We start from the raw sequence: 19,261 nt of genomic DNA, 5'->3' as shown, positions 1-19,261 counted from the left end.
AAATCATTTAATATAATTTTTTATCTCTTACTAAAGATAAAATAATTAAATAAATTATATATATTGAATTAAACTTAATATGGAAAATTATGTTGATTTTTAATCATTTCCCATGTTAGATTTTTAGCATGGGAGAAATTGTTTTTTTAGATAAAATTTCATTATTTTCTATTTGTTTTTGTTTTTTATGCGAACGTATAGTTTCACGTTCTAAAATGTTTTTATCTGAATTATAATGAAATTTGTTAATAAATTGTTTGTGATATTTATTTGCCAAATCTAATCCAGTTTTTTTTATTCCATTTTTTATTATCAATTTTAAAAACTGTGCTGAATAAGTTAATTCTGGGTTTTTAAAAAAAAGCATTGTTTCTTGACATGCTTGCTGATATTCAAAATTTTTAGATTGATCATCAAGTATTTTGGCAATTTTTTTTAAATCTTGAAAAATTGTTTCACCAATTTCAATTAATGTTTTTGTTTCATATTTACTGTTAATATAAATTTTTTGATTTGGTTTTCTTCCTTCTAAAATAATTTTATCCCAATTTTTATTATTTACTAAAAAATTTTCTTTGTTCATTTTAGGGGCGTTAATTAGTGCACACCAGATTAGAAATAAATCTAATATGAGTATTTGTTTTTTATTTATTCCTATTGAAGAGAATGGATTTATATCTAAAGAACGTATTTCTACATATTCAATTCCTCTTTTTCCAAGAGCTTCTAAAAGTGATTCACCAGGATTAGTTTTTCTTTTTGGCCTGATTAGAGTATATAGTTCACTTTCCATTTGTAATATATTTGTATTTAGTTGTAGAAATTCACCTTTTTTATTTTTTATTCCTATATCAGAAAACTTTTTTGAAGGTGTATTTATTGCCTTGTGTAAAGATTCAATGTATGATTTTAAATCATTAAACATAATATTTAGTTCTGTAATCGGTGTTTTAGTATATCCTATATCACTTAACCTTAATGAGGTTGACCATGGTAGATATAGTATATTCTCTATATTTTCTTTAAATTCATGTTTTTTGTTTTTTAAAAAATGTTTTGATATTGCAGGTGACGCTCCAAATAAATAAGTAATAACCCATCCAAATCGATAATAATTACGAATTAAATTTAAATAACCACATGAAATATAATCTGAATTTTTTTCATATTTTTTCCGATTTTTCCAAAATATTTTCGGTAAAGAAAAGTTATAATGTATACCTGAAATAGTATTTACTAAATCGCCATATCGATTTTTTAAACCCTTTCTATAAAGACTTTTTATTTTTCCAAGACGAGAATTTCCATATTGAGCTATTTTGATAGTTGTCGATTTATCATAAAGATATGGAATACTGAATGGCCACATTCGTTCATGTTGTATGTTATATGCTACAAAGGAATGTAAGTTGTTTAAAAAATTTAATAAATAATTTATACTATTACTAGTAGGTGTGATAAACTCTAATAAATTTTCTGAAAAATCAGTTGTAATCCACTTATGTGTTAAGGATGAGCCAAGTAAATATGGATGTTTAGTATTAGAAAAGTTTCCGTTTTTTTCAATTCTTAAAGTTTCACGTTCAATACCTCGAAAAATATCTTTTAATATTACAGGTTGATTTTTCAGCCAAGCGATTTTTTTTGAGATATCTTCTATCAATTTTTTCTCCTATATTTTTTTAAAAAAGATAATTATTTTTTAAATAAATCAATTTTTTTTATATAAGGATTTATTTTTAATTATTGTATCTGATGGATTAAGATTTTTTTGGATTTTTATTTTGCATCCGGAAGGATTCGAACCTCCGACCGCTCGGTTCGTAGCCGAGTACTCTATCCAACTGAGCTACGGATGCAAATTTAAAAGTAATATAATAAAATATGGCGGTGAGAGAGGGATTCGAACCCTCGATGCAGATTTTTTCTGCATACTCCCTTAGCAGGGGAGCGCCTTAATCCTCTCGGCCATCTCACCTGACTAAAAAAAATTTTTACTATTCTAATTTTACTTTTTTTTCGATATAAGTCAATTTTTTTTTAAGAATATTTTTTATAAAAAATAAAAACGCATCTTACTTAAAACAAGTAAGATGCAGTATTTATTATCAACTTTTTTTTTGTTTTTTTTCAGCCTGAATACGTTGATATATTTCTTCACGATGTACCGAAACTTCTTTAGGGGCATTTACACCAATACGAACTTGGTTACCTTTAACTCCTAGTACTGTTACAGTTATCTCATCGCCAATTATTAACGTTTCGCCAACTCGACGAGTTAGAATAAGCATTCTTTTTTCCTTGAAATAAAAAATTTCAGCCCATCTGGTTCCTGGTGTTATAAATAACATGGGGTTAAACGTAGACTATAAAATATCTTAATAACATATCATTACACAAAATTCTTTTAATTATAAGTAATTTTTTCGAAAAACAATTATAAAACAAGTGTTTTTTTATTTAAATTAAGAACAGTTTAATTAAATACTAATTGTTAAAATTTTCTATTTTTATATTTTCTAATTGTTTTTTAATCCATGATTTTACATCAGTTAAAATTATAGGTAATGTTTTTATATTCATACTTCCTCCTTCAGCAATTTCTTTTTTTCCCCCTCCCTTGCCATTAGTTTTTTGAATAAAAATATTAATAATTTTTAATGCAGTTATATGATTAGTTATATTTTTTGTAACTCCAATAATAACTCTAAAATCTTTTTTCTTTTTATTTATCAGTACAATAATTGCAATCTTTAGTTCTTTTTTTAATTGATCAACTATTATTCTCATTGATTTTTGATCATAATTTTGAAATATATTAATTAATAAATTTATTCCTTTAATATTATCAACGTTTTGAATTAATTTTTTAATTTGATATATATTTTCTTTTTTTTGTAATTGGTCTGTTTTTTTTTCTAAGTTTTTAACTTGTATTATTAATTTTTCTATTTTTTCTTTTATATTAGAATGTTTACATTTTAAAAGAAAAGATATATTTTGCATATCATTGTCTTTAACATGTAAATAATCTATTGCTTTTTGTCCAGTTATAGCTTCAATTCTTTTAATTCCTGATGATATACTTGATTGTTCTATAATTTTAAATAATCCAATGTTTCCAGTTCTTTTTGTGTGAGTACCACCACATAGTTCTATAGAAAAGTCTTTTATAAATACGACTCGAACAAAAGCTTTATATTTGTGATCAAATAATGCTATAGCTTTTTTCTTTTTAGCCTCGTCTAAACTTAAATTTTTAATTTTAATTAAATCGTTACTGCGAATTTTTTTATTAATAACATTTTCAATTTTTTGTATTTGAGATAAATTTATATTACTAGAATAAGAGAAATCAAATCTTAAATGTGTATCACTTACCAAGGAACCTTTTTGAACAACATTTTTTCCTAAAACTTTTTGTAATGCAGCATGAAGTAAATGTGTTGCTGAATGATTTAACTGAATAGAATTTCTATAAATTTGATTAATCTTGCTATATATTAATTCATTAACAACAATTTTACCTGAAATTAATTTTCCGAAATGTCCGATTGCATCGCCATATTTTTTTGTGTTTTCTACTATAAAACAAGATTTTTTATAATATAATTCACCTATGTCACCTATCTGACCACCAGATTCTGGATAAAAAGAAGTTTTATCAAGGAAAATAGTGGCTATTTGACCTTTTGAGATTGTGGAAACTGATTCGTTTTTTATAAAAATATGTTTCACAAACGATTTCGTTTTATATTTTGTATAACCTTCAAATATACATGAATCATTAACAATGATATTTTGATTGTAATCTTTATAAAACTTATTTTTTATACTAGATCGTTTTTTTTGTTCTTCTTTAGCTATATTATAACTTTTAAAATCAATTGTTATATTTTTTTCACGACAAACATCAGATGTTAAATCAATAGGAAATCCGAATGTATCATACAGATAGAATGCAGTTTTTCCAGAAATTTTTTTATTAATACTTTTTTTTATTTCTGCATTTAGTATTTTTAAACCTTTATCTAATGTTTGAGAGAATTGTATTTCTTCTATTTTCAGCGTATTTTCTATTTTTTTTTCTTTTTTTTTCAATATTTCAGCAGAATCACCCATAATTTCTATTAAACTAGGAACTAGTTTATAAAAAAAATTTTTTTTTATTCCAATTTTATGACCATGTCTAAGTGCTCTTCTGATAATTCTTCTTAAAACATATCCTCGATGTTCATTCGAAGGTAAAATATCTTCAGCAATAAGAAATGCACAAGATCTAATATGATCTGCTATTATTTTTAAAGAAATATTATTTAAATCTTTTAACTTAGTAAAGTTAGATATTTTTTTTATCAATTTTTGAAAAATATCAATATTATAATTTGAATGAACATTTTGTAAAACAGCAGTTATTCTTTCTAAACCCATACCTGTATCTATTGATTTATTTACTAAAGGCACTATTTCTGTTTTAGAAATACGATTAAATTCTATGAAAACAATATTCCAAATTTCTATGAAACCTTCATCTTTATTTTTTAAAAAATCATTATGTTCATCTGAATTATTATAATTATAAAATATTTCTGTACATGGACCACATGGTCCAGTGTCACCCATTTGCCAAAAATTCTCCGAATCATATTGAGAATTATTTTTATTACCTATCTTGATAATATGATTTGAAGGAACTTGGATAATATTACGCCATATTTCGTACGTTTCTTCATCTTCTTCGTATACTGAAATCCATAACTTATTTTTGTCTATATTAAACCATTTTTTCGATGTAAGTAATTCCCATGCATACATAATGGCTTCTTTTTTAAAGTAATCGTTAAAACTAAAATTGCCAAGCATTTCAAAAAATGTATGATGTCTTTTTGTATAGCCTACATTTTCTAAATCGTTGTGTTTACCTCCAGTTCTTAAACAGTGTTGTGCAGTTGTAACACGTGGATAAAATTTTTGTTTTTGACCTAAAAAATATTCTTTAAATTGATTCATTCCTGCATTAGTAAATAGTAATGTAGAATCATTTTCTGGAATTAAAGAGCTACTTGGAATAATCACATGCCCTTTTTCTTTAAAAAAATTTAAGAAACTTTGTCTTATTTCACTTGTTGTTTTTTTCATTTTTTTTACTTAAATATTAAAAATAAAAATTAATTTATTCACAAAAAAAATTAAAATTTATTTAATAAAATAATTTTAGATATTTTTTCAGCTGTATCAAAAATTTTTAATGCAAGGAAAGATTTTTTCATGTATTTAAGTGTATCTATTGCAGCTAATGTTTCTGGATACTTTTGAAGTATTTCTTCTCCGCGATTAATAACTGCTATGTGTTTTTTGTGAAAAAAATAATATTTTAATATTTTTAGATCATATTCTGATAAACGTTTTTTTAAATAAAATAAATCTTTTTTTGCATTTATAACATATACACTATTAGGATAATTATAAATAAAGTTTTTAAGTTGGAAAAATGCTTTAGTTGCGTAAATAGGATTGCTTTTATAAGTTTGGATTGGAAAAAAATTGTGAAATATTTTTTTATCTAGAGATATATCAATCAAACTTTTTATATAAAAGATATAATCTATATTTGGATGTTTTGGATATAATTTAATAAATTCTTCTATATTTTTTTCGGCTCTTTTGAAGTCTGAAATTTTATAATAAGCATAAATTAAATTCATTTTAATTTTATCGTTATTATAATGATTTTTTTTCATTGTTTCTAAATCAATTATTGCTTTATAAAAATTTTTTTCTTTTAATTCTATTCTGCATTTTTGGTAAAAATAACCATTTGATATAAAAATATGATTTTTTAAATTTTGAGAATATACTGCAAAACTTAAAAATAATATCATAAAAATAAACACAACATTTTTATTTTTTTTCATTAGTATTGTTTTCTTTAAATTAATAAAAATTTTTTTTAAATCATATTTATATTTAATAATATATAAATTACTACGAATCTTAGTAAAATATAGAATATTAATAATATTATAGAATATCATATTCTGTAAAAATTAAAGGTTTAGATTTATATAAATATATTTTATTGTAAAACAAGGATTATTCCATTGGAAAAAAAAGAATTGAATGTTTTTGTACCTTTTATTGGTTTTTTTGGAAAAAGATTAGATCAAATTTTATCTCAATTTTTCATACAATATTCTCGTTCTTGTTTAAAGAAATGGATTATTATGAATTATGTTTATGTTAATGGAAAAATTGAAAATCAACCTGATAAAAAAATATTAGGAGGAGAAAAAATTACTGTGTATCCTCCAATTGAAAAAGTGCGTTGTAATTTACCTGAAAATATTTTATTAAACATTATTTACGAAGATAACAATATATTAGTTATCAACAAACCGTCTGGTTTAGTTGTTCATCCAGGAGCAGGTAATCAAAATGGAACAATTTTAAATGCATTATTACACCGTTACACTGATATTAGTAATATACCCCGTTGTGGAATTGTTCATCGTTTAGATAAAAATACAACTGGATTAATGGTTATTGCAAAAACAATTTTTTCATATAATGAATTAGTAAAATTGATAAAAAAAAGACAAATTATTCGAAAATATCAGGGTATTGTTAAAGGGAATATGATTTCAGGTGGTATTGTGAATTATCCTATAATGCGCCATCCTCTCAAAAGAATATGTATGATGGCCCATTCTTTAGGAAAAAAATCTATTACACATTATAAAATAATTAATCATTTTAAATTTTATACACATGTTTCATTTAGATTAGAAACAGGTCGTACACATCAAATTCGTGTGCATATGCTGCATATTGGACACCCTTTACTAGGAGATCCTTTATATGGTGGTATTAACTATAGTTTTAATTATTTTAAAGAAAAGAGGAATATTTATCAAAAATTTGATTTTTTTCGTCAAGCACTACATGCTAATTATATCGAATTTATTCATCCTGTTACTAAAAAATTAATGAGTTGGACAGCTCCCTTACCAGAAGACATGAAAGACCTTCTTTTATATTTAGATAAATAAATATATAATATTTTTAATAAAATCGAAAATAATTAGATTTTTTTAAAATAACATATTACTTTTTCGAAGTATGATTTATTGTTTTAATAAAAAATTTAATTAATAATGTATATACATTAAAAAAAGATTAAAGAGTCGATAATTCTATGTCAGAAGAGTCAATGAATACAGAATTTTTAGTCATTAACACTAAAGATAAAAAAGATAAAGTTGTAAAAAAACCCTTGCGTATATTAATAAAGAAATCTTTAGAAAATTATTTTTTACATTTAGATAACAGCAAATGTGTAAGTAACTTATATCAATTAGTGCTATCTGAACTAGAACGACCATTGTTAGATATAATTATGCAGCATACACGTGGGAATCAAACACGAGCTGCTTTGATTATGGGTATTAATCGAAGTACTTTGCGAAAAAAATTAAAAAGGTATGGTATGAATTAATTTAAAAACTAATAATAAATTTTATATTTTAAAATCCTGTTGCACTTTCTAAAATTTTGTCTTAGAGCAGAAGGTGCAAATCAGATTTTATTTATTAAAATAAATTTTTATTTAGACTTCTTTTATAAAAAGCATCTTTTTGATATTGTTTCTAATGCCCAGCGATAACCATCAAAACCTAAACCTGTAATAACACCTTTAGAAATATCAGATAACCATGAATGTGAACGAAAGTTTTCTCTTGCATAAATATTAGAAATATGGACTTCAATAAATGGGATATCAACAGCAATTAATGCATCTCTTATTGCTATACTTGTATGTGTAAACGCTGCAGGATTAATAATAATATAATTAATTTTATCTTTTTTAGAAGAATGTATTTTTTCAATTAATACATGTTCGGCATTAGATTGAATATGACTTAATGATATATTAAGTTTTTCTGATCTTTTTTTTAAGTCATTTACTAAATGAGATAAAGTTTCATCTCCATAAATTTCGGTTTCTCTCGTCCCTAAAAGATTTAAGTTGGGTCCATTTATTAATAATACGTTTATAATTTTTTTCATTATTATCTCGAATAAATATTTAATTTAAAGTTTTTATTAAAATTTTTGAAAATATTATATAACAATATCTATAAAAAATATTTTTTATTTTTTTAAATAATATTTTATAATAGACATATAATATTTTAACGTAAAAAGTGAATTCCAATGACATTGAAATTAGTTAGCGAGTCTTTATTAACTGCAAATAAAATAAATCATCAAGATGTGTTTTCTTGTTTAGAAGAGTTTTGTAGCCATAATATAGATTATGGGGATTTTTATTTTCAATCTCGTATTTATGAATCTTGGTCACTAGAAAATAGAATTATTAAAGAAGGTGATTATCATTTAGATCAAGGAGTTGGTGTAAGAGCTGTTGCTGGAGAAGCAACAGGATTCTCATATTCTGATCAAATATCAATAGATGCAGTAAGAAAAAGTGCTCATATAGCAAAAAGTATTTTTGATAAAAAAGAAAAAATAAAAATTAAACCTTTATTAAACCAAGAAAAAAAATTTTTTTATGATCCTATTAATCCATTAAAAACATTTACTTCTAGTGAAAAAACTAATTTACTTTATAGAGTAGATCATATAGCACGTAAGATTGACGATCGCGTTGTACAGGTAAATGCGAGTTTAAGTGGATCATATGAACAAATTTTAGTTGTTTCTACTGAAGGTGATTTAGCTACAGACATAAGACCATTAGTTGAATTTTCTGTTAATGTATTAGTAGAAGAACGAGGTAGAAGGGAGAGAGGTAGAAGTGGAGGGGGTAGTCGTACTAATTATAGCTTTTTTATAACTCAAGATGATTTTTTAGGAGAAAACAGAGTTGATTTTTGGACAAAAGAAGCTGTTCGCATAGCTTTATTAAATTTATCTTCAAAAGAAGCACCTTCTGGTACTTTTCCAGTTGTTTTAGGATCTGGATGGCCTGGTGTTTTATTACATGAAGCAGTAGGACATGGTTTGGAAGGTGACTTTAATAGAAAAGGAACTTCAATTTTTACTAATATGATTGAAAAAAAAGTTGCTTCGGAATTATGTACTGTAATCGACGATGGAACAATAAAAAACCAACGTGGTTCATTAAATATCGACGATGAAGGAGTTCCAGGACAATACAACGTACTTATTCAAAATGGTATTTTAAAAAAATACATGCAAGATAAACTTAATGCTCGTTTAATGGGAACAAAATCCACTGGTAACGGACGTCGTGAATCTTATTCCCATTTACCTATGCCTCGCATGACGAATACTTATATGACATCTGGTGAATCTAAGTTAGAAGATATTATTAAGAGTATTGATTATGGAATATATGCTATTAATTTTTCTGGTGGACAAGTCGACATTACTTCTGGACAATTTGTATTTTCCACTTCAGAAGCTTATTTAGTAAAAAAAGGAAAAATTTTTTCACCAATTAAAAATACTACTCTTATTGGATCTGGTTTGGAAGTTATGCAAAAAATATCAATGGTTGGAAACGATTTGAAAATGGATCAAGGTATGGGTATGTGTGGAAAAGAAGGTCAAAATATTCCGGTAGGGATAGGTCAGCCATCTATAAAAATAGAAAAGTTGACTGTAGGTGGGACTGCTTAATGTTTTAAAATAAAAATTTTTAATTTTTACGAATAATCGTGCAGTCAAGAATAACGTCATGACTGCATATTTAAATGTTTATTTTAAATCAAACAATTTATTCTATTCTTTCTTTAATTCTTGCAGACTTTCCAGTACGTGTTCTTAAATAATATAGCTTTGCTTTCCTAACGTGTCCTTTTCTTTTTACAAATATATTATCAATACTGTGGGAATGAGTTTGAAAAACACGTTCAATTCCTTCTCCATTAGAAACTTTTCGTACAGTAAATGATGAATTTAAAGAACGGTTTTTTATTGAAATAACTACTCCTTCAAAAGATTGTAGACGTTTTTTTGAACCTTCAATCACCCATACTTTTACTTCAACTGTATCACCAGGACGAAAATTAGGTATATTTTTTTTTAGTTGTTCTTTTTCAATTTCTTGAATAATATTAGTCATTTTTTTTCCTTTTTGTAAAAAAATTAATAATTATTTTTGTTCTTTTTTTTATTAATTTTATTTTTAAATTCATTTAAAATTATTTCCTCTTCTTTTTTTAAAATTTTATTTTTTAACAAATCTGGGCGTTTTGTCCAGGTTTTTTCTAGAGATTTTTTTAGACGCCATAGACGAATTTTATCATGATTTCCTGAAAGTAATATTTCTGGAACTTTCATATTTTTTATTACTTGAGGTCTTGTATAGTGCGGATAATCAAGTAAATCATTAAAAAATGAATCTTCTTGTACTGATTGTTTTTTTTTAATAACACCTGGTATAAATCTAGAAATAGAATCTATTGCAACCATGGCTGCAAGTTCTCCTCCAGTAAGTATATAATCTCCTATAGACCATTCTTCATCTACTTGATTATCAATAATTCTTTGATCTATTCCTTCATATCGACCACATACAAAAATAATTTTTTTCTTTTTTACTATTTCTAGAATTTTTTTTTGATTTAATCTTCTTCCTTGAGGTGATAAGTAAATAACCACTGCAGTTTTTGATAAATCTTTTGCATGTTGAATAGCTGAATATAATGGCTTGACACTCATCAACATTCCTGGTCCTCCTCCATAAGGACGATCATCTACAGATTTATATTTATTATCAGTAAAATCTCTTGGATTAAAAAGTTGAATATTTATAATTTTTTTATGAATCGCTTTTCCAGTTACTCCGTAATTTGTGATTGCATAAAACATTTCCGGAAAAATGGTAATAACATAAAACCACATTAAGGTAATATCATATTTTTTTTTAGTTTGAGAATAATTATTTAATTCCATATCACTGTTATAATTTTATGTGTAATATTAATACATTGAACTATTTTTTTATGAACAAAGGGAATCATTATTTTTTTTAAATTATTTTTTTCTAAGTGATTTTGTATAATAAGAACGTCGCTGTTTTGATTTCTTATCAAATTAATAACCTTTCCCAAATATGTTTTCCTTGTATTAAATACTTTGCAATCAATAATATCATTCCAGTAATATTCATCTTTTTTTAATATAGGAAGTGTATTTTTTTCTATAAAAATTTCTAAATTAGTAAATTTACTGATCATTGAACGATCAATAATATTTTTTATATGAATAATAAAATTATTATTATGTTTTTTCCATTTATCAATCTGAATCATTTCCCATTTTTGTTGTTTAAAAATAAACCATGGAAAATAACTAAATATTTTTTCTTTATTTTCACTAAAAGAAAAAATTTTTATCCAACCTAGTATTCCATAAGCTTTTCCTATTTTCCCTATTACAATAGGATTTAACGGTTTTTTCAAAATAATATTTATAATGTATCCTCTTTTTTACTTAATATTTTTATTAGTTTTTTAGATCTTTTTGAAATTTGAGCTCCTTTTTTTTGCCAGTATATAATACGATCTAAATTTAATTTGAGGGCTGAATTTTTACATTTAGAAACTGGATTAAAATAACCCAATCTTTCAATAAATCTTCCATCTCTAGAAAATCGGCTATCTGCTACTACCATTTTGTAGAACGGACGCTTTTTACTGCCATATAAGGCTAATCGAATTCTTACCATCTATTTTTTCTCTCTTAATATGTAAAGACTTTAATTTATTATATGTATTTTTTTATATATAAAACTAAAAATTGTTAATTTATTCTTTTTTAAAAGTTTTTAGGTAGTATATTTTTTATATTTCGAATAATTTTTCCAATTCCTCCTTTTTTGATTTTTTTCATTATTCTTTGTATATCATCAAAATTTTTTAATAATTTATTTACATCTTGAATTTTTGTTCCAGAACCTAAAGCAATTCTACGTTTCCGAGAACCTTTAATGATGATCGGATGCATTCTTTCTTTATGAGTCATAGAATATATAATTGCTTCTATTCTATTTAAAGTGTTTTTATCTCCGTCTAATAATGGATTCTTAGATAGAAATTTATTTTTTGAGAATTTTTCTATGAAATAGTTTAAACCTCCCATTTTTTTCATTTCTTTTAGTTGTATTAAAAAATCATTTAAGTTAAAATCGTCACCTTTTCTAAATTTTTTAGTTAAATTTTCTACTTGAGATCGATTTACTTGTTCTTCTATATCTTTAATAAGAGATATAACTTGATTCATTCCTAAAATTCTATCAGCTATCCTTTCAGAATTAAATATTTCTAATTGATTTAATTTTTCCCCAGTTCCTATGAATTTAATTGGTTTTCCAGTAATACAACGAATTGATAAAGCAACACCACTTCTAGCATCACTGTCGGTTTTAGTTATTACTATACCTGATATAGATAAATATTCGCTGAATTTTTTTGCTACATTTATTGCATCTTGACCCATCATTGAGTCTACTATTAATAGTGTTTCAATCGGTTTTGAAATTTTTTGTATTTGATTTATTTCATTCATCATTGTTTCATCAATATGTAAACGTCCTGCTGTATCAATTAACAAAACGTCATATAATTTTAGTTTTGCATATTCGATTGCTTCTTTTGTTATATTTATTGGTTTTTGCTCTATATTAGATGAATAAAAATCTATTTTAACTTGATCAGATAGTATTTGTAATTGTTTAATTGCAGCTGCTCGATAAATATCAGTTGACGTTGTTAATATTTTTTTCTTATGTTTATCTTTAATCCATTTTGCTATTTTTACTAAAGTAGTTGTTTTTCCAACTCCCTGTAGTCCTACAACTAATATTATTGCTGGTGGTTGAATAGAAAAATTCAAATTATTATGTTTTTCACCCATTACTAAAATTAATTCATTTTTTACAATTCTTATGAATTCTTGACCCGGTGTTAAACTTTTATTTATTTCATGACCAATTGATTTTTTTGAAACATTTTTTATAAATTTTTTTATTACTGACAGCGTTACATCAGCTTCTAAAAGTGCTTTTCTTACTTCTCGTATGGTATCTTTAATGTTTTCTTCTGTTAGTCTTCCTTTATTAATAATTTTACGTAAACTTTGTGAAAGACGTTCAGTTAAGTTATTAAACATTTTTCCTTACTCATTTTTTGAATTTATATTAAATTATTATTTTTAACAATTTTTTTTTAATTAGATAATTCTATGGAATTATTGGTGCTATATTTTCACTTGGATAACAACCTAGAATCTTTATAAATTTAGTAATTTTTTGAATTTGTTCAAGAGTTTCTTGCATTAAAGAAGATGATAAATTTCCTTGAATATCAATATAAAACATTTCTTCCCATGGATTTTTATAAATATTTTGAGAAGTTAATTTTTTCATAATTAATTTTTTTTTCTTTAAGATTAGCAAGACTTCAGCAAGGGCTCCTGATTCTTGACCTGTATTAAATATTAACGTTGTTTTTGTAGGTATTTTTGAAGAAGAAACAATGGGTTTCCTTGATAATAAGATAAATCTTGTAATGTTTTTCTTTTTGTTTGCTAGATTCTTAGATAATATTTCTAATCCATAAATTTTACTTCCTAGTTCACTTCCTAAAGCGGCATTGGTTTCTATATTACATTTGGCAATTTTTTTCATTGCATCAGCTGTACTATTAGTATATTGAATTTTCCAATTTGGAAATTGATTTATAAAATAACTACATTGTTGAAATGGTTGAGGATGACTATATATGACTTTAATTTTATTCAATTCTATTTTCTTTATTGCAAGTAAACAGTGATTTATTAAAATATTAATTTCTCCAACAATAAACAAATTTGTTTTTTTTAAAATGTCAAATATTTCATTAATAAATCCAGAACAGCTATTTTCTATTGGTAAAACAGCATAATCTGCTTGATTGTTTTCAACTGAGTGTATAACTTCATTAAAATTTAAACATGCATTTTCAATGCATGTTTTGAAATTTCGTTCTGCATATTGAGATGCAGCAATATGTGAATAAGAACCTTTAGGTCCAAGAAAAGAAAAGCTAGAAAGATTAAGATTATTATCATTACAAAACTTATTTAATAATTTTTTTTGTGTTAATACAGATTCCTCGATTATTAATTGAAATAAACGTGTTATATAATTAGTATCTAAATTGTTTTTTTTTCCTAAATTCGTTAGTTTTTCTAACAAATTTTTTTCTCTTTCTATATCTCGTATAGGTTGATTATTCTTTATTTTTGATTCTGCTATATTTAATACTAACTTTTTTCTTTTTGCTAATAATTGAACAATATTTTTATCGATATCGTTAATTTCATGTCGAAAATTTAATAAATCATTTTTAGATAGCATAATTTATTTTACCTGTGAAATATTTAGTCTTTTTTATATTGAAATAAAATATATTTTTAATATACATTTTTATTATTTTAAAATAAAAATAATATTAATTTACATAAATTAGAATTTATTATGCTTTTTTTACTTTTTCTGTGGTTTTATATAAAAAATTTATATTTTATATGTTTAAAATATAGGTAAATATTAATCTTAAATTAAAATGATATAATTTTATTATTTATTAAAAGATGTGTATTTTTGATTAATTTTTTATAAAAAAATTTAAGAAAGTATTATTATCAATAATATATTTACTATATCTTATTAATTATAATCATAGTATTATTTTCTCTATGAATAACTATTTTAAGTGAGTTATGAAATGAAAACTTTTTCAGCTAAATTAAATGATATAAAACGAAATTGGTTTTATGTTGATGCAACTAATAAAATATTAGGTAGATTTGCAAGTGCATTATCTATTCGTCTTAGAGGTAAACATAAGATTGAATATACTCCTCATCTTGACACTGGAGACTATATTATAGTTTTAAATGCTTCAAAAATATTAGTTACTGGACAAAAAAGAATTAATAAAATTTATTATCACCATACTGGTTACATCGGCGGTATAAAACAATCAAGATTTGAAGAAATGATGTTAAAAAATCCTACTAAAATAATAGAAATAGCTGTAAAAGGAATGCTACCCAAAGGGCCATTAGGTCGCTCAATGTTTAAAAAATTAAAAGTTTTTTCTAATGAAAATCATGATCATATAGCACAATGTCCTCAGTTTTTAAATATTTAAAAAAGGTATAAAAATAAATGGTTAAAATTCAAAATTATGGAACTGGACGTCGTAAAAGTTCTTCTGCTAGAGTTTTTCTTAGATCTGGTAATGGAGAAATAACTGTAAATAAACGTTCTTTAAAAGATTATTTTGGTCGTGAAACTTCTTGTATGATTGTACGTCAACCATTAGAATTAGTTGATATGATGAACAATTTTAATATTTATATCACAGTAAAAGGAGGAGGAGTTTCTGGACAAGCTGGTGCAATTCGACAAGGAATTACACGTGCTTTAATTAAATACAATCATTTACTACGTTCTGAATTAAGAAAATCTGGTTTTGTTACACGTGATTCGCGACAAGTTGAACGAAAAAAAGTAGGTTTTCGTAAATCTAGAAAACGTACACAATTTTCTAAACGTTAACTAATTTTTTTAAAGAACTTGGTTTTTATAACTTGATTTTTATAATAAACCGAGTTCTTTTTTTTATTTTCACAATGTTAAAAATTTTTATTTTAAATTAAAATGTTAAAAAAGAAATTTTTATAAAAAACTACTATTTTTTTAAGTAAAGCACTATATCAGAACATAACTTTTTAATGCCTGTTTTCTTAATTGAAGAAATTAGATAGAACTTTTCTTTTATTCTTAAAAAATTTTTAATTTGACTGATTATTTTTTCTATTTCTGAAGATTTTATTAAATCAATTTTATTAAGAACTAACCATCTTGGTTTTTTATATAAACTTGTATTATATTTTTTTAATTCGTTTAAAACAATTTTTATATTTTCGATAGGACTGGAATAATCTGTAGGACATAAATCAACAATATGAAGTAATATTTTACATCTTTCTAAATGTTTTAAAAAATGAATACCCAAACCAGAACCTTGAGATGCATCTTTAATTATTCCAGGAATATCAGCTATAATAAATTTTTTATCCTGTATGCTCACACTTCCTAGAACAGGATTTAGTGTGGTAAAGGGATAGTTTGCAATTTTTGTTTTAGCACCAGATATATTTTTTACTAAAGTAGATTTTCCGGCATTTGGCATACCGAGTGTTCCTACATCAGCTATTAAAATCAATTCTAATTGTATATCACGTTTTTCTCCTATTGTCCCTAATGTTCTTTGTCGTGGAGTTCTGTTAATCGAAGATTTGAATCTAGTGTTGCCTAATCCGTGCCAACCGCCTTTGGCTATCAACATTTTTTGTTTATGTTTAATTAAATCACCTATTATTTCACGTGTTTGATAATTAATAATTTTTGTACCAATAGGAACATATATTTTTATATCATCTCCTTTTTTTCCAGAACAATTTCTTCCAGATCCATTTTCTCCATGTGGAGCTTGAAATATTTTTTTAAATCTTAGATCAATAAGAGTATTTAAATTATTGTTAGATTCTAACCAAATATTTCCACCATCTCCACCATCCCCACCATCTGGTCCACCTTTGGGAATGTATTTTTCTCTCCTAAAATTAACACATCCATTTCCTCCATTTCCAGCAATAACTTGAATAATTGTATGATCAATAAATTTCATTTTTTCATTCTTTATTTTTATAAAAATTATCTGTTATATATTTTTATATATTCTACTTTCTAATTTTTAAAAAGAGAATCCCCCTCCTTAATTTAAAAAAGGGGTTTTCTATAATTAATATTTTATAGAATATTTTATATTAGTTAATTATGTTAATATAAGTTCTTTTTTTAATTCCCTTTTTTTTAAATTCTACTTTCCCCTTTATAATGGCAAAAATAGTATGATCTTTTCCACAACCTACATTTTTTCCAGGATGAAATTTAGTTCCTCGTTGTCTTACAATGATACTACCTGCTGAAATAAGTTCGCCACCAAAACATTTAACACCTAATCTTTGAGCATTAGAATCTCTGCCATTTCTTGTAGATCCACCAGCTTTTTTATGTGCCATTTTTATTTATTTCCCATTAAAATTATTAATATCTAAAATTTTTACATTAGTAAAATGTTGACGATGACCTTGTTGTTTTTTATAGTGTTTACGACGATTAAATTTTATTACTTTAATTTTTTTTAATCTACCATGATTTTCAATATGAGCTTTAATTTTACTTCCATGTAAAAAAGGTTTTCCTATTTTTATTTCATTTTCATCAGCAATCATTAAAATTTTGTCAAACTCAATTATTGAACCCGGTGAATTATTTAATTTTTCTAATTTAATAATTTGATTTTTTTTTACTCGATATTGTTTTCCACCACTAATAAAAACTGCATACATAAAAATACTCCCATTTTTTTAGTTATTTTATTAACACAATATTGTTAATCAACACTTGATTGTTAGTTTAAATGAATATGAATTACGTTATTAAAATATAAAAAAAATTTTATATATATTTAATATTCGCTCCTAATTTATTTAGTTTTTCAGAAAATAATTCATATCCTCTTTTAAAATGATAAATATTATTAACTATTGTAATTCCTCTGGCAATACAACCTGCTAGAACTAATGTTGCTGATCCTCTTAAATCATTAGAAAACACATTTTGGGAATATAAATTAGTAACGCCTTTGCAAATAATAGAATTATTTTTTATTTTTATTTGTGCTCCCATTTTAATTAGTTCTGAAACGTAAATAAAACGATTCTCAAATATATTTTCAGTAATAACACCTTTACTTTGAGAAATGCTATTAAGCAAAGTAAATTGTGGTTGCATATCTGTTGGAATTCCTGGATATGGAGAGGTTGAAACATTTATAGATTTTGGTTTTTTCCCTCTCATATCTAATTGAATCCAATCCTTTCCTGTTTTAATTTTAGCTCCTGATTCTGATAATTTTATTAATACTTTTTTTAAATTTTTAGGTTCGGTATGACAGCAAGTAATATATCCTTGAGATACTGCTGCTGCGATTAAAAAAGTCCCTGTTTCAATTCTATCAGGTATAATTTGATGCTTTCCTCCAGTCAGTTTTATAACACCTTTGATAAAAATCTTATTACTACCTGCTCCGATAATATTTGCGCCTAAAGTATTTAAAAACTTTGCAATATCAATAATTTCTGGTTCTTGGGCTGCATTTTCAATAATAGTTGTACCTTGAGCCAATGCAGCTGCACTCATAATAGTAATAGTTGCTCCTACACTTATTTTTTTGATATAAATATGTTTTCCTACTAAGGGTTTTCTAATAGAAGCAGAAATATAATTTTTTTCTAAAACAATTTTGGCTCCTAATTGAATTAAACCTTTAATATGAAGATCAATAGGTCTAGAACCTATTTTACAACCTCCTGGTAGAGATATTTTGGCTTGACCGAAACGAATTAAAAGAGGCGCTAGCATCCAGATAGATGCTCTTATTTTTTTTGTTAAATCATATGGTGGAGAAAAATTTTTTATTGAACTTGTATCAATACATAAGAGTTTTTTTCGATATTTTATTTTTGCTCCTAAACTTTTTAGTAATTCAATTGCTATAGTGATATCTGTTAGTTGCGGTATGTTACTTATCTTAATTTTTTCTTCTGTTAATATAGTCATAAACAAAATAGGAAGAGCTGCATTTTTAGAACCAGAAATTCTAACATTTCCATTTAAATTTTTATTGCCTTCTATATATAATTTATTCATTTACTATTAAATCTCTATACTATTTTTTAATATACGTTATTCGTGATTTTTTATCCCATTCTTCTAACGTGTAAGATTTTATAGATATAGCATGAATTTTATTTTCTGTGATCATATCTACTAAAGGATGATAAATTGTTTGTTGTCTTTTAACTTGAGTTAATCCTTTAAATATATTTCCTATGGCTGTTATTTTATAATGATTATTATCTTCTGTAACATAAATGTCTTTTAAATTTAATTTTTCTTTTAGTATTGATATTATTTTTTGTCTATTCATTTTTAAATATGCTTTTGAATGATTGTTGTAAAATATTAAATTTTTAAAATTTTGATAAATTTTATTTTTTACATTAAAATAGATATCTAAAATAGATATATAAATTGTTAACTAATGGTTATGAATATATGTACTACTAGAGCATATAATTTAAAAAAAAT

At 24.5% G+C, this 19,261-nt stretch carries 21 protein-coding genes and 2 tRNA genes; 5 read left to right on the top strand and 18 right to left on the bottom strand.

What is annotated here, in order from left to right; translation table 11 throughout:
- Window positions 1-115: 115 nt before the first annotated feature.
- The 6 genes from gshA to D9V76_RS02055 form a co-directional block, all read right to left on the bottom strand.
- Complete coding sequence (gshA, locus tag D9V76_RS02080) at window positions 116-1,663, bottom strand: glutamate--cysteine ligase (protein WP_158337347.1); 1,548 nt, start codon at window positions 1,661-1,663, stop codon at window positions 116-118.
- Between the two features lie 122 nt (window positions 1,664-1,785).
- Window positions 1,786-1,859 (bottom strand) — tRNA-Arg (locus tag D9V76_RS02075).
- Window positions 1,860-1,885: 26 nt separating this feature from the next.
- A tRNA-Ser gene (locus tag D9V76_RS02070) sits at window positions 1,886-1,978 on the bottom strand.
- 130 nt (window positions 1,979-2,108) lie between these two features.
- Window positions 2,109-2,291, bottom strand: a complete 183-nt coding sequence (gene csrA / locus D9V76_RS02065; RefSeq protein WP_011053910.1) for a carbon storage regulator CsrA — start codon at window positions 2,289-2,291, stop codon at window positions 2,109-2,111.
- Between the two features lie 196 nt (window positions 2,292-2,487).
- Complete coding sequence (gene alaS, locus D9V76_RS02060) at window positions 2,488-5,139, bottom strand: alanine--tRNA ligase (RefSeq protein ID WP_158337345.1); 2,652 nt, start codon at window positions 5,137-5,139, stop codon at window positions 2,488-2,490.
- Window positions 5,140-5,189: 50 nt separating this feature from the next.
- Window positions 5,190-5,915, bottom strand: coding sequence for an outer membrane protein assembly factor BamD (locus tag D9V76_RS02055; protein ID WP_158337343.1), 726 nt, complete (start codon window positions 5,913-5,915; stop codon window positions 5,190-5,192).
- Window positions 5,916-6,101: 186 nt separating this feature from the next.
- Between D9V76_RS02055 and rluD the strand changes: the two genes are divergently transcribed.
- Both rluD and fis read left to right on the top strand, forming a co-directional pair.
- Complete coding sequence (rluD, locus tag D9V76_RS02050) at window positions 6,102-7,049, top strand: 23S rRNA pseudouridine(1911/1915/1917) synthase RluD (RefSeq protein ID WP_158337341.1); 948 nt, start codon at window positions 6,102-6,104, stop codon at window positions 7,047-7,049.
- Window positions 7,050-7,195: 146 nt separating this feature from the next.
- A complete protein-coding gene (gene fis / locus D9V76_RS02045) occupies window positions 7,196-7,495 on the top strand; it encodes a DNA-binding transcriptional regulator Fis (protein WP_158337339.1) in 300 nt (99 codons plus the stop codon).
- 122 nt (window positions 7,496-7,617) lie between these two features.
- Here the strand turns inward: fis and aroQ are convergent, their stop codons facing one another.
- Window positions 7,618-8,067 carry a type II 3-dehydroquinate dehydratase gene (aroQ, locus tag D9V76_RS02040; protein WP_158337337.1) on the bottom strand — a complete coding sequence of 150 codons (450 nt, stop codon included), beginning with the start codon at window positions 8,065-8,067 and terminating at the stop codon, window positions 7,618-7,620.
- 147 nt (window positions 8,068-8,214) lie between these two features.
- Here aroQ and tldD point away from each other — a divergent pair, with 147 nt between their 5' ends.
- The gene (gene tldD / locus D9V76_RS02035; RefSeq protein WP_158337335.1) at window positions 8,215-9,666 is read left to right on the top strand and encodes a metalloprotease TldD; all 1,452 of its coding nucleotides are present in this window, start codon (window positions 8,215-8,217) and stop codon (window positions 9,664-9,666) included.
- 97 nt (window positions 9,667-9,763) lie between these two features.
- On the opposite strand, the gene rplS is transcribed toward tldD, so the two are convergent.
- The 6 genes from rplS to D9V76_RS02005 form a co-directional block, all read right to left on the bottom strand.
- On the bottom strand, window positions 9,764-10,111 hold the full coding sequence (rplS, locus tag D9V76_RS02030) for a 50S ribosomal protein L19 (RefSeq protein WP_158337333.1): 348 nt from the start codon (window positions 10,109-10,111) through the stop codon (window positions 9,764-9,766).
- Between the two features lie 23 nt (window positions 10,112-10,134).
- Window positions 10,135-10,944, bottom strand: a complete 810-nt coding sequence (gene trmD / locus D9V76_RS02025; protein ID WP_158337331.1) for a tRNA (guanosine(37)-N1)-methyltransferase TrmD — start codon at window positions 10,942-10,944, stop codon at window positions 10,135-10,137.
- Window positions 10,935-11,468 carry a ribosome maturation factor RimM gene (gene rimM, locus D9V76_RS02020; protein WP_172599441.1) on the bottom strand — a complete coding sequence of 178 codons (534 nt, stop codon included), beginning with the start codon at window positions 11,466-11,468 and terminating at the stop codon, window positions 10,935-10,937. Before rimM ends, trmD begins: the two co-directional genes overlap by 10 nt.
- Window positions 11,462-11,719: a 30S ribosomal protein S16 gene (gene rpsP, locus D9V76_RS02015; RefSeq protein WP_158337327.1), complete on the bottom strand. Its 258-nt coding sequence runs from the start codon at window positions 11,717-11,719 to the stop codon at window positions 11,462-11,464. Before rpsP ends, rimM begins: the two co-directional genes overlap by 7 nt.
- Before the next feature lie 89 nt (window positions 11,720-11,808).
- The gene (gene ffh / locus D9V76_RS02010) at window positions 11,809-13,161 is read right to left on the bottom strand and encodes a signal recognition particle protein (protein ID WP_158337325.1); all 1,353 of its coding nucleotides are present in this window, start codon (window positions 13,159-13,161) and stop codon (window positions 11,809-11,811) included.
- Window positions 13,162-13,231: 70 nt separating this feature from the next.
- Window positions 13,232-14,389 (bottom strand): chorismate mutase, encoded by a 1,158-nt coding sequence (locus D9V76_RS02005; protein ID WP_158337323.1) that lies wholly within the window; start codon window positions 14,387-14,389, stop codon window positions 13,232-13,234.
- 370 nt (window positions 14,390-14,759) lie between these two features.
- On the opposite strand from D9V76_RS02005, the gene rplM reads away from it, so the two are divergent.
- Window positions 14,760-15,188 carry a 50S ribosomal protein L13 gene (gene rplM, locus D9V76_RS02000; protein WP_158337321.1) on the top strand — a complete coding sequence of 143 codons (429 nt, stop codon included), beginning with the start codon at window positions 14,760-14,762 and terminating at the stop codon, window positions 15,186-15,188.
- Between the two features lie 17 nt (window positions 15,189-15,205).
- Window positions 15,206-15,598 (top strand): 30S ribosomal protein S9, encoded by a 393-nt coding sequence (gene rpsI, locus D9V76_RS01995; RefSeq protein ID WP_158337319.1) that lies wholly within the window; start codon window positions 15,206-15,208, stop codon window positions 15,596-15,598.
- A gap of 133 nt (window positions 15,599-15,731) precedes the next feature.
- Here the strand turns inward: rpsI and cgtA are convergent, their stop codons facing one another.
- From cgtA to D9V76_RS01970, 5 genes are all read right to left on the bottom strand, one after another.
- A complete protein-coding gene (cgtA, locus tag D9V76_RS01990; protein ID WP_158337317.1) occupies window positions 15,732-16,733 on the bottom strand; it encodes an Obg family GTPase CgtA in 1,002 nt (333 codons plus the stop codon).
- A 139-nt stretch (window positions 16,734-16,872) separates the two neighbouring features.
- The gene (gene rpmA, locus D9V76_RS01985; protein WP_158337315.1) at window positions 16,873-17,127 is read right to left on the bottom strand and encodes a 50S ribosomal protein L27; all 255 of its coding nucleotides are present in this window, start codon (window positions 17,125-17,127) and stop codon (window positions 16,873-16,875) included.
- A gap of 6 nt (window positions 17,128-17,133) precedes the next feature.
- Window positions 17,134-17,457 (bottom strand): 50S ribosomal protein L21, encoded by a 324-nt coding sequence (gene rplU / locus D9V76_RS01980; protein ID WP_158337313.1) that lies wholly within the window; start codon window positions 17,455-17,457, stop codon window positions 17,134-17,136.
- 109 nt (window positions 17,458-17,566) lie between these two features.
- Entirely contained in the window at window positions 17,567-18,820 is a 1,254-nt protein-coding gene (gene murA / locus D9V76_RS01975) for a UDP-N-acetylglucosamine 1-carboxyvinyltransferase (protein ID WP_158337311.1), read from the bottom strand.
- Window positions 18,821-18,839: 19 nt separating this feature from the next.
- The gene (locus D9V76_RS01970) at window positions 18,840-19,100 is read right to left on the bottom strand and encodes a BolA family protein (protein WP_158337309.1); all 261 of its coding nucleotides are present in this window, start codon (window positions 19,098-19,100) and stop codon (window positions 18,840-18,842) included.
- Between the last annotated feature and the right edge of the window lie 161 nt (window positions 19,101-19,261).

The sequence above is a fragment of the Buchnera aphidicola (Rhopalosiphum padi) genome, from assembly GCF_005080845.1.
GTDB classification, from domain to species: Bacteria; Pseudomonadota; Gammaproteobacteria; order Enterobacterales; family Enterobacteriaceae; genus Buchnera; species Buchnera aphidicola_AO.
The sequence above is the reverse complement of the archived record's forward strand: the minus strand, read 5'-3'. Positions and strand labels throughout refer to the sequence as shown.

Bases quoted from the DNA above. Each gene is read 5' to 3' on its own strand.
- csrA (WP_011053910.1), bottom strand. From the start codon at position 2,291: ATGCTTATTCTAACTCGTCGAGTTGGCGAAACGTTAATAATTGGCGAT.
- alaS (WP_158337345.1), bottom strand. From the start codon at position 5,139: ATGAAAAAAACAACAAGTGAAATAAGACAAAGTTTCTTAAATTTTTTT.
- D9V76_RS02055 (WP_158337343.1), bottom strand. From the start codon at position 5,915: ATGAAAAAAAATAAAAATGTTGTGTTTATTTTTATGATATTATTTTTA.
- fis (WP_158337339.1), top strand. From the start codon at position 7,196: ATGTCAGAAGAGTCAATGAATACAGAATTTTTAGTCATTAACACTAAA.
- aroQ (WP_158337337.1), bottom strand. From the start codon at position 8,067: ATGAAAAAAATTATAAACGTATTATTAATAAATGGACCCAACTTAAAT.
- tldD (WP_158337335.1), top strand. From the start codon at position 8,215: ATGACATTGAAATTAGTTAGCGAGTCTTTATTAACTGCAAATAAAATA.
- rplS (WP_158337333.1), bottom strand. From the start codon at position 10,111: ATGACTAATATTATTCAAGAAATTGAAAAAGAACAACTAAAAAAAAAT.
- trmD (WP_158337331.1), bottom strand. From the start codon at position 10,944: ATGGAATTAAATAATTATTCTCAAACTAAAAAAAAATATGATATTACC.
- rpsP (WP_158337327.1), bottom strand. From the start codon at position 11,719: ATGGTAAGAATTCGATTAGCCTTATATGGCAGTAAAAAGCGTCCGTTC.
- ffh (WP_158337325.1), bottom strand. From the start codon at position 13,161: ATGTTTAATAACTTAACTGAACGTCTTTCACAAAGTTTACGTAAAATT.
- D9V76_RS02005 (WP_158337323.1), bottom strand. From the start codon at position 14,389: ATGCTATCTAAAAATGATTTATTAAATTTTCGACATGAAATTAACGAT.
- rplM (WP_158337321.1), top strand. From the start codon at position 14,760: ATGAAAACTTTTTCAGCTAAATTAAATGATATAAAACGAAATTGGTTT.
- rpsI (WP_158337319.1), top strand. From the start codon at position 15,206: ATGGTTAAAATTCAAAATTATGGAACTGGACGTCGTAAAAGTTCTTCT.
- cgtA (WP_158337317.1), bottom strand. From the start codon at position 16,733: ATGAAATTTATTGATCATACAATTATTCAAGTTATTGCTGGAAATGGA.
- rpmA (WP_158337315.1), bottom strand. From the start codon at position 17,127: ATGGCACATAAAAAAGCTGGTGGATCTACAAGAAATGGCAGAGATTCT.
- rplU (WP_158337313.1), bottom strand. From the start codon at position 17,457: ATGTATGCAGTTTTTATTAGTGGTGGAAAACAATATCGAGTAAAAAAA.
- murA (WP_158337311.1), bottom strand. From the start codon at position 18,820: ATGAATAAATTATATATAGAAGGCAATAAAAATTTAAATGGAAATGTT.
- D9V76_RS01970 (WP_158337309.1), bottom strand. From the start codon at position 19,100: ATGAATAGACAAAAAATAATATCAATACTAAAAGAAAAATTAAATTTA.